The following is a 10,615-nucleotide window of genomic DNA, read 5'->3' as shown; positions in this document are numbered from 1 at the left end:
GGCAGGCAGCGGTGGCGTTGGTGGTTACGGCGGCGGTTACGACGCGACCCACATGGGCGGTCGCGGCGGCACCAGCACTGGCGGGGCTGGCGGCGTGGGCGTTTCCTACTACAGCAACGGCGGTAACGGTGCGACGGCCACCAATGGCACGATTTCCATTGGCGGCGGTGGCGGCGGCGCCGGTTGGGACAAGGTCGGTGGCGCCGGCGGCAACGCGGCGGGCGGGATCTACAACGCAAGCTCCGGCGTTATCACCATCATCGGCACGTCGAACATTACCAACAACATCGGTGCCGGTGGTGGCGGCGGCGGTGGCGGTGGCCAGGGCAGCAACGCCTCCAACGGCGGCATCGGCGGCCGGGGCGTCGGTGCGATCTGGAACAAGGGCACATTGCTGATCACCGCCGCCAACTTCGCGGCCCTGGCCGGTAATGCCGCGGGCAGCGGTGCCGGTGGTACTGCGCAGGGCGGGGGGACAATTGGCACCTCGCCGACCGCCGTGGCGGCAATCTACAACGACGGCGGGATACTCAACACCGCCTACGCACCGCCGCCGACCGCAACCATTGTGGTCGCAGATACCACGTTGAGCATCGGCGAAACGAGCCTGGTGACCATCACCTTCTCCGAAGCGGTGACCGGTTTCACTAACGCCGACCTGACCATCGCCAACGGCACCTTGAGCGCAGTGAGCAGCAGCGACGGCGGTATCACCTGGACGGCAACGTTCACGCCAACCGCCAGTATTTCCGACACGACCAACGTCATCACCCTCGACAATACCGGGGTGATCAACGGCCTGGGTACTGCTGGCGTCGGCACCACCAATTCCAATAACTACGTCGTCGATACCGCTCGCCCGACTGCGGGTATCGTGTTTGCCGACACGGCGCTCAAAGCCGGCGAAACCTCGCTGGTGACCATCACCTTCAACGAGGCCGTAACCGGTTTAACCAATGCCGACCTGACGATTGCCAACGGCACCTTGACGGCGGTGAGCAGCAGCGATGGCGGCATCACCTGGACGGCCACGTTCACACCGACGGCCAGCATTACTGACTCGACCAACCTGATCACCCTGGACAACACCGGTGTCAGCGACCTGGCGGGCAACGCCGGCAGCGGCACCACCGACTCGAACAACTACGCCATTGATACCGTGCGTCCGACCGCGACCATCGTCGTGGCCGACACGGCGCTGAGCATCGGCGAAACCTCGCTGGTGACGTTCACCTTCAGCGAAGCAGTCAGCGGTTTCACCAACGCCGACCTGACCATCGCCAACGGCACATTGACGGCGGTGAGCAGCAGCGACGGCGGCATCACCTGGACTGCAACCTTCACCCCGAACACCAGCATCAATGACACGACCAACCTGATCGTCCTGAACAACACCGGCATCAGCGACCTGTCGGGCAACGCCGGCAGCGGCACCACCGATTCCAACAATTACGCCATTGATACCGTGCGTCCGACCGCGACCATCGTGGTGGCCGACAATGCGCTGAAAATCGGTGAAACCTCGCTGGTGACCATCACCTTCGCCGAGGCGGTGAGCGGTTTCAGCAACGCCGACCTGACCATCGCCAACGGTACCTTGAGCGCAGTGAGCAGCAGCGACGGCGGCATCACCTGGACGGCGACCTTCACCCCGACCAGCGCTATCACCGACAGCACCAACCTGATCACCCTGGACAACACGGGTGTCAGCGACCTGTCGGGCAACGCGGGCAGCGGCACCACCGACTCCAACAACTACGCCATCGACACCGTGCGGCCAACGGCAACCATCGTCGTGGCGGACACTTCGCTGAGGATCGGTGAAACCTCGCTGGTGACCATCACCTTCAGTGAAGCTGTCAGTGGTTTGACCAACGCGGACCTGACGATTGCCAACGGCACCTTGAGCGCCGTCAGCAGCAGCGATGGCGGCATCACCTGGACCGCGACCTTCACGCCGAGCGCCAGCATCAACGACACGACCAACCTGATCACCCTGGACAACACCGGCATCAGCGACCTGTCGGGCAACGCCGGCAGCGGCACGACCGATTCCAATAATTACGCCATCGACACCGTGCGTCCGACCGCCACGATTGTGCTGGCCGATACTTCACTGACCGCCGGCGAAACCTCGCTGGTGACCATCACATTCAGCGAGGCGGTCAGCGGTTTCACCAATGCGGACCTGAGCATCGCCAACGGCACCTTGAGCGCGGTGAGCAGCAGCGACGGCGGCATCACCTGGACCGCGACCTTCACGCCAACGGTAGGTGTGAACGATGCGACCAACGTCATCACCCTGAACAATACCGGTGTGGCCGACCTCTCCGGCAACACAGGCAGCGGGACTACCAACTCCGGTAACTACACGATTGATACCGTGGCACCGACAGCCACCATTGTCGTCGCCGACACCGCACTGAGAATCGGCGAAACCTCGCTGGTGACCATCACGTTCTCCGAGGCCGTGACCGGTTTCAGCAACGCCGACCTGACGATTGCCAACGGTACCTTGAGCGCGGTGAGCAGCAGCGACGGCGGCATTACCTGGACCGCCACCTTCACGCCAACCGTCAGCATCACCGATGCGACCAACCTGATCATCCTGGACAATAGCGGCGTGCAGGGGGGCAGCAGCGGCAACGTGGGCATCGGCACCAGCAATTCGAACAACTACGCCATCGACACCGTGCGTCCGACAGCAACCGTCGTCGTGGCGGATACTGCGCTGAGGATCGGTGAAACCTCACTGGTGACGATCACCTTCAGCGAGGCGGTCACTGGTTTCACCAACGCGGACCTGACGATTGCCAACGGCACCTTGAGCGCGGTCAGCAGCAGCGATGGCGGCATCACCTGGACCGCGACCTTCACGCCGAGCGCCAGCATCAACGACACGACCAACCTGATCACCCTGGACAACACCGGCATCAGCGACCTGTCGGGCAACGCCGGCAGCGGCACCACCGATTCCAATAATTACGCCATCGACACAGTCCGGCCTACCGCGACCATCGTCGTGGCCGACCCAACCCTGACCGCCGGCGAAACCTCGCTGGTGACCATCACCTTCAGCGAGGCGGTCAGCGGTTTCACCAACGCCGACCTGAGCATCGCCAACGGCACCTTGAGCGCGGTGAGCAGCAGCGACGGCGGCATCACCTGGACCGCGACCTTCACGCCAACAGTGGGTGTGAACGATGCGACCAACGTCATCACCCTGAACAATACCGGTGTGGCCGACCTCTCCGGCAACACAGGCAGCGGCACCACCAACTCCGGTAACTACACGATTGATACCGTGATTCCGACGGCCACCATTATCATTGCCGACAACGCGCTGAAAATCGGCGAAACGTCCCTGGTGACCATCACGTTCTCCGAGGCCGTGACCGGTTTCAGCAACGCCGACCTGACCATCGCCAACGGCACCTTGACGGCGGTGAGCAGCAGCGATGGCGGCATCACCTGGACGGCGACCTTCACCCCGACCAGCGCCATCACCGACAGCACCAACCTGATCACGCTGGACAACAGCGGTGTACAAAACGGCTCGGGCAACACCGGCATCGGCAGCACCGACTCCAACAACTACGCCATCGACACCGTGCGCCCGACGGCGACGATCATTGTGACTGACCCCACGCTGGCGGTGGGTCAAACCTCGCTGGTGACGATCACCTTCAGCGAGGCGGTCACTGGCTTCACCAACGCCGACCTGACGATTGCCAACGGCACCTTGAGCGCGGTCAGCAGCAGCGACGGCGGCATCACCTGGACGGCCACTTTCACGCCGAGCGCGAGCATCAACGATGCGACCAACCTCATTACGCTGAACAACACGGGGATCGCGGACCTGGCCGGTAACTCGGGCTCAGGCACCACCGATTCCAACAACTACACCATCGACACAGCCCGGCCCACCGCGACCATTGTGGTCGCCGACAGCACCCTCAGCGCGGGCGAAACCACGCTGGTGACTATCACGTTCAGCGAAGCCGTGAACGGTTTCGACAACAGTGACCTGAGCATCCCCAACGGTACGTTGAGCGCGGTGAGCAGCAGCGATGGCGGCATCACCTGGACCGCCACGTTCACACCGACGGTTGGCATCAAGGACACCAGCAACCTCATCACCCTGAACAACACCGGGGTGACCGACATCGCCGGTAACACGGGCAGCGGAACCACCAACTCGGCGAACTTCACGATCGACACTGTGCTGCCGACAGCCATTATTGTGGTCTCCGACACGGCGCTGAAGGCGGGTGAAACCGCTACGGTGACCATCACCTTCAGCGAAGCGGTGAGCGGTTTCTCCAACGCCGACCTGACGATTGCGAATGGCACGCTCAGCAACGTGTCTTCGGGCGATGGCGGCGTCACCTGGACGGCAACGTTCACCCCGACGTCGAGCATCACCGACACCAGCAACCTGATTACCCTCGACAACACCGGCGTGGCCAACGCCTCGGGCAACAGCGGCGTGGGCACCACCGACTCCAACAATTTCGCCATCGACACCGCGCTGCCGACCGCCACCATCGTGGTTGCCGACAACCGCCTGGGCATTGGCGAAACCACCACGGTGACCATCACCTTCAGTGAAGCGGTGAGTGGATTCGATCTGTCGGACATCAGCGTGGCCAACGCTGTGCTGTCGAACCTGACCAGCAGCGACGGCGGTATCACCTGGACCGCGACCCTGACGCCGACCGCCGGCATCAACGATGCGACCAACCTGATCGTGCTCGACACCGGCACCTTGCAGGACCTCGCGGGGAATGCCGGCGCGAGCATCGCTATTTCCAACAACTACGCCCTGGACGTAACCCGGCCAACGGTGAGCATCGTGGTCGCCAACCCGAGCATGGCTGCCGGCCAGAGCACGGTGGTGACGTTTACCTTCAGCGAGGCCGTGAGTGATTTCGACCTGTCGGACCTGAGCGTGACCAACGGCGACTTGTCCAACCTGAGCAGCAGCGACGGCGGCAAGACCTGGACCGCGACCTTCACGCCAACTGCCAATGTCAGTGACCCGAGCAACTTTATCGCCCTCGACACGAGCAATGTCACCGACCTGGCGGGTAACGCGGGCGCCACCGTGTCGGTCTCCAACAACTACGCGATAGGCGTCGTGGCGCCGACACCGGCACCGACACCGGCTACGGTGCAGGTGACCCCGGATCCGGAGTTCCTCAGCAGCGACCCGGTGACCGTGACCGATCAACCGAACGTGCCACTGCAACCAATCATCTTCGCCCCGCCCTCTGGTGATCTCGGCTCGCCGCTGACGTTTGCCCCGTTGTTCGAGGACCGGGTGATCGGCAATGGCATTCGGCCGTTGGGCGACATCTTCATGAACAACGGCGCGCTGGCGCAGAGTTTCATCGCGCAGGTGTTCAGCAGCAGCGACAGCGGCGGTGAAGGTGCAGGCCACGGCTTCCTTGGTTTCGGTGGTGGCGATGGCGGGGTTTTCAGCACCAGCACGTTGTCGAGTCTGTTTAATCAGGAGTCCGGTAACGAGCGAGACTCGCTGAGTTCCTTTGGCAACCATTCGATCAAGGCCGGTGATGTTTCACAGGGGCTGCGCGGCGTGTTTGGCGCGCCGAGCCTCGTCCAGCAATTGCAACAGCTCAAAGACACCGAGCAACGGCAGGTCAACGACCTGGCCGCTGCTTTGAAACAGGCCGGCATCAGCGAAATGCAGGCCTGAAATACTTAAAGCAGTGCGTCACCCAGGGGCAGTCAAGGATGAAGAGAAGTCAGCAGTTGTTTGTCGCCAGTCTGCTCGCGTTGGCGATCAGTGGATGTGCCGTCAAAAGTGAACCGATCGAACGCAGCGTCAGCGAACAGCGCGCCCGAAGCGATCTGCAAAGCATGTACAAGGGGCAGGAACCGCTCAGCGGTCCGCTGACCCTGCATCAGGCCATGGCCCGCGCGGTGAAGTACAACCTCGAAGGCCGGCTCAAGATCATGGAAGAGGCCTTGGCCAAGCGCCAACTCGACCTCGCCAGTTTCGACATGTTGCCGCGCATGGCGCTGGATGCTGGTTATGTCGGCCGCAACAACGTCAGCGCCTCCAGCAGCCAGAGCGTGCGGACCGGCACCCAGTCGTTGGAACCGTCGACTTCACAGGACCGCGATCGTGAAGTGGCAGACCTGACCATGGTCTGGAACGTGCTCGATTTCGGCGTCAGTTACATCAGCGCCAAGCAACAGGGCGACCAGCGGCTGATCGTTCAGGAACGCCGGCGCAAAGTGATCAACACCATCGTTCAGGACGTGCGCTCGGCCTATTGGCGAGCCATGGCCGCCGAGCGCTTGCTCAAGCAGATCGACAGCCTCATGTCCCGGGTCGAGACCGCGCGCGGCAACAGCCAGAGCATGAGCCAGCAGCGCATCGGCGATCCGATCCAGGCGTTGGGATATCAACGCTCGCTGATCGAAGCCACGCGCCAACTCGAAGAACAGCGCCGCGCCCTGTCGCTGGCGAAAACCGAACTGGCGACCCTGATCAATCTGCCGCTGGGTACCGAACTGACCCTGGCGACCCAGGACGACTACGTCATCCCGGAACTCAAGGTCGACCTCGCCAGCCTGGAGCAGGAAGCCCTGACCAGCCGCCCGGAACTGCGTGAGCAGGATTACCAGAGCCGCATCAGCGCCGCCGAAACCCGCAAAGCCATGCTGCGTCTGCTGCCGGGGCTGGAGTTCTCCGCTGGCGGGCATTACGACAGCAACTCCTTCCTGGTGGAGCAGGGTTGGGCCGACTACGGCGTGAAGGTGACCTGGAACCTGTTCAACGTGATCTCGGCACCGGCGGCGATCAACGTCGCCAAGGCCGGTGAAGAAGTGGCTACGGCGCGCCGTCAGGCCATGTCGATTGCGGTGCTGGCGCAGCTCTATGTGGCCAACGCCAACTACCGCGAGGCGCTGCGGCAATTCAAGACCAATCAGCAACTGTCGGACATTGACGGGCAGATTGTCGGCCAACTGCGCAATCGCTATCAGGCGGCGGGGCTGGGCGAACTGGACTTGATTCAGGGCGAGTTGAACACCTTGCAGGCCGATCTGCGCCGCGACCTGTCGTACGCCGATCTGCGCAACGCGTACGGGCAGATTTTTGCCAGCGCGGGGCTCGATCCGCTGCCGGACCAGGTGCAGTCCACCGAAGTCCAGTCCATCGCCACAGCGTTGGCCAATCGCGAATCAGCGTGGGCGGCGGGCGACATCACGGTGCCGGTGACGCATGTCCAGACTCAATAACCTGCAGGCGCCGACGGCGAGCATCAGCCGGGCACAGCGTGAAGCCCGCAACGGCCATCGCGGCACGGTGATTTTGCTGACCGGTTTGCCGGCAGCGGGGAAGTCGACCCTGGCCCAGGCGCTGCACGCCGAATTGTTCGAACGCGGCGTGCAGAGCGTCGTGCTCGACGGCGATGGGCTGCGGGTCGGGCTCAATCGTGATCTGGGTTTTGCTGACAGCGATCGTCAGGAAAATATTCGTCGTGCCAGCGAAGTGGCGGCATTGCTGGTGGAGAACGGGCACATCGTGATTCTGGCGATGATCGCGCCGTTGCTGGAGTTGCGTGAGTTATTTGCCACGCGTCTGGGCGAGGACTACCGCGAAGTCTGGTGCAGCGCATCACTGGCGGTGTGCGAGCGGCGTGACCCCAAAGGTCATTACGCCCGCGCACGTCGCGGTGATTTGGCCGGGTTTACCGGGGTTTCCGCGCCTTATGAACCGCCCCCGTCCGCTGCGCTGGTACTCGACACCGGGGCGCAGTCGGTCGAGGCCTGTCTCGACCGTTTACTGACCTGGCTCGGCGAGTGCGCCGTGTTGCCCAAAGGCTGATTGTTCAAGGTTTCGACAAATCCGCCATGCCCTTGAGCAGCTCGATGGGCAGTGGAAAAACGATGGTCGAACTCTTGTCCCCGGCAATCGAACTCAGGGTCTGCATGTACCGCAATTGCATGGCGCCCGGCTGACGGCCAAGCATTTCGGCGGCCTGCATGAGTTTTTCCGAGGCTTGCAATTCGCCTTCGGCGTGGATGACCTTGGCCCGACGTTCCCGCTCGGCTTCGGCCTGCTTGGCGATGGCGCGGACCATCGATTCGTTGAGGTCTACGTGCTTGATTTCGACGTTGGCGACCTTGATGCCCCAGGCGTCGGTCTGCGCATCGAGCACTTGCTGGATATCGATGTTCAGCCGTTCGCGCTCGGCCAGCAGTTCATCGAGTTCGTGTTTACCGAGCACCGCGCGCAAGGTGGTCTGGGCCAGTTGACTGGTGGCCATCAGGAAATCTTCCACCTGGATGATTGCCTTCTGCGGGTCGAGCACGCGGAAGTACAACACCGCATTGACCTTGACCGAAACGTTGTCGCGGGTGATCACGTCTTGCGGTGGCACGTCGAGCACCACGGTACGCAAGTCGACGCGGACCATTTGCTGGACCACCGGAATCAACAGGATCAGGCCGGGGCCTTTGACTTGCCAGAAACGACCGAGCTGGAACACCACCCCGCGTTCGTATTCGCGCAGGATGCGAAAAGTCGATCCCGCCAGTGCAATCACCAACAGCAGCAGCGCGGCAAAACCCAGTTGCAGGCCCATGGTTATTCTCCATCCGGCGCCGCGTCAGCCGCGGCCACTTTCAGCACTAATCCCTTGCGTGCCACCACCCGGACCTGTTGCCCGGGTTGCAGTGGCGTGGCGCTGAGTACTTGCCACTTTTCGCCTTGCAGGTGCACCCAGCCGTTGCAGGCATTGCCGGGCTGCAACGACGTCACCGGGGCCACGCTGCCCACCAGTCCGGCATCGCCACTGACGGTTTGGCGCGGTCGGGTTTTCAGGGCGTGGATCACCAGGAATATCAACAACAACGCGCTGATCAGCCCCAGGCCGATCATCAACGGCACAGGCACTTCGGTGTTGCTCAGGATCACCGCGCCGATGACGAACATCACAATCCCGCCCAACCCGATCACGCCGTAGTTGGGCAAGGCGGCTTCGGCGATCAGGAACGCGATGCCGAATGTGATCAGCCAGATTCCGATGGGGTTGGGAATCAGCACGATTGTGTCCGTCGCGAACGCCGACCCGCTCAGGGCCAGCAGTAATGCGACTGCACAGCAACGAATGTTCACTTGACCCTCCTTATAGGAGCGAGCCTGTTCCGGGCGGCGTTCCGACGATGAACCTGAGAGCGCCTCACCCATCCGTTCAGTCCGCGTTCCCGCTGGCGCCCATCGCTAAATACAGTCTAGTCGAGCTGAGGGTTGTACGAATTTTGTACAGTTGTCGACGGTGTTCCGGCGGGCAGATTTCCCACGCGAAGACGCCAGCGGGCCTAGACTTTTCAATGGTGAGAACAGGTTTATTCATTGTCCGTGAACGTTGTTGCGGACACCGAGGTGCATCATGCGTATGGCAAGAACCATGCAGCGCAGCCTGGAAAAGGCGCACTGCGAATTTGACATCGTTACCCACCCACACTCGGCCAGCAGCCTTGAAACGGCGCGGGTCGCGGGCATTCCTGCCGAACGGGTGGCCAAGTCGGTGATCCTCGACGACCACCACGGTCATTTCCTGATGGCCGTGCTGCCGGCGAGTCGTCACCTGGACCTGAGCAAAGTGCGCAGCAGCGGCGAGTGGCAGATCACCCGGGAAAGCACCCTGGCGCATCTGTTCGAAGACTGCGAACGCGGCGCGGTGCCGGCGTTGGGTGAGTCCTATGGCCTGGACATGGTCATCGACCCCTTGCTGACCCGGCAGAACGACATCTATCTGGAGGCCGGCAACCACAACAACCTGCTGCACATGAGCGTGCCGGAGTTCCTGAAAATGGTGCCGCATGCCGAGGTGCGGGAGTTGAGTAGTTGAGTTTTGCGGCGACAGTGACACCGCCTTCGCGGGCAAGCCTCGCTCCTACAGGATTACGCAGTCCATTGTAGGAGCGAGGCTTGCCCGCGATTGACTGCGCAGCAGTCACCCATCATCAGCCAATACCCAGGAGCCCGACATGGAATCCCCAACCCACAGCCTCCCTTCCCTGTTCAAACAACTCGGCCTGCCCGATGACGCCGAAAGCATCGATAAATTCATCGCCACCCACTCACCGCTCAAACCGGAACTGCACTTGGCGGACGCCTTTTTCTGGACCAAGAGCCAGGCGGACTTTTTGCGCGACGACATTCTGGATGACGCGGATTGGGCGGAGGTGGTGGATCAACTGGATGTGCTGCTTAGAAAAGGGCGTGGGGGGTAGTGATTGCAAAACCTCGTCACAGGTTTTTTGGAAGCTTTCAACCCAATTGGCATAGCTTTCCATGGAACAAATTCAACGATGAGGTCGAATCATGCAGCGCGTTTTGGCAGAAAGGGTCATTGGTATCAACGAATTTGAGCAAAACGTGGATGCTGTGATGCGCGAATCGCGAGAAGGCCCTATCGCGGTGGTACAAAACAATGAAATCAAAGCGTATCTGGTGTCGGCAGATTTATATGATGCGATGCTTGAACGTCTGGAAGATATTGAGTGAGCGGCGCTCGTCCACGCCCGTAGTCGTGAAATCGCCGAGCCTGTCAGTCTTGATGATTTGTAAAAG

General features: G+C 61.8%; 8 protein-coding genes. 6 read left to right on the top strand and 2 right to left on the bottom strand.

The features are described 5' to 3' along the window. From KGB25_RS11025 to cysC, 3 genes are all read left to right on the top strand, one after another. Positions 1-5,719: beta strand repeat-containing protein (locus KGB25_RS11025; protein WP_223434945.1), on the top strand; the 5,719-nt coding region annotated here is incomplete at its 5' end. A gap of 38 nt (positions 5,720-5,757) precedes the next feature. Continuing rightward, entirely contained in the window at positions 5,758-7,272 is a 1,515-nt protein-coding gene (locus KGB25_RS11020; RefSeq protein WP_008034717.1) for a TolC family protein, read from the top strand. Beyond that, entirely contained in the window at positions 7,256-7,861 is a 606-nt protein-coding gene (gene cysC / locus KGB25_RS11015) for an adenylyl-sulfate kinase (RefSeq protein WP_008039663.1), read from the top strand. Before KGB25_RS11020 ends, cysC begins: the two co-directional genes overlap by 17 nt. 4 nt (positions 7,862-7,865) lie before the next feature. Here cysC and KGB25_RS11010 read toward each other — a convergent pair whose 3' ends face one another. Then, positions 7,866-8,621 carry a slipin family protein gene (locus KGB25_RS11010; protein ID WP_008034707.1) on the bottom strand — a complete coding sequence of 252 codons (756 nt, stop codon included), beginning with the start codon at positions 8,619-8,621 and terminating at the stop codon, positions 7,866-7,868. 2 nt (positions 8,622-8,623) lie between these two features. After that, complete coding sequence (locus KGB25_RS11005; protein WP_223434944.1) at positions 8,624-9,154, bottom strand: NfeD family protein; 531 nt, start codon at positions 9,152-9,154, stop codon at positions 8,624-8,626. A 274-nt stretch (positions 9,155-9,428) separates the two neighbouring features. Between KGB25_RS11005 and KGB25_RS11000 the strand changes: the two genes are divergently transcribed. The 3 genes from KGB25_RS11000 to KGB25_RS10990 all read left to right on the top strand — a co-directional run bounded on the left by KGB25_RS11000 (position 9,429) and on the right by KGB25_RS10990 (position 10,549). Next, positions 9,429-9,890 carry an aminoacyl-tRNA deacylase gene (locus KGB25_RS11000; RefSeq protein ID WP_008039666.1) on the top strand — a complete coding sequence of 154 codons (462 nt, stop codon included), beginning with the start codon at positions 9,429-9,431 and terminating at the stop codon, positions 9,888-9,890. 139 nt (positions 9,891-10,029) lie between these two features. After that, entirely contained in the window at positions 10,030-10,275 is a 246-nt protein-coding gene (locus tag KGB25_RS10995; protein WP_223434943.1) for a DUF2789 domain-containing protein, read from the top strand. A 91-nt stretch (positions 10,276-10,366) separates the two neighbouring features. Continuing rightward, positions 10,367-10,549 (top strand): type II toxin-antitoxin system prevent-host-death family antitoxin, encoded by a 183-nt coding sequence (locus KGB25_RS10990; protein ID WP_223434942.1) that lies wholly within the window; start codon positions 10,367-10,369, stop codon positions 10,547-10,549. The last annotated feature ends 66 nt before the right edge of the window (positions 10,550-10,615 follow it).

The organism is Pseudomonas sp. BF-RE-21, assembly GCF_019947305.1.
Classification (GTDB): Bacteria; Pseudomonadota; Gammaproteobacteria; order Pseudomonadales; family Pseudomonadaceae; genus Aquipseudomonas; species Aquipseudomonas migulae.
Note: the sequence above shows the minus strand (reverse complement) of the source record. Positions and strands in the feature narration are given on the sequence as shown.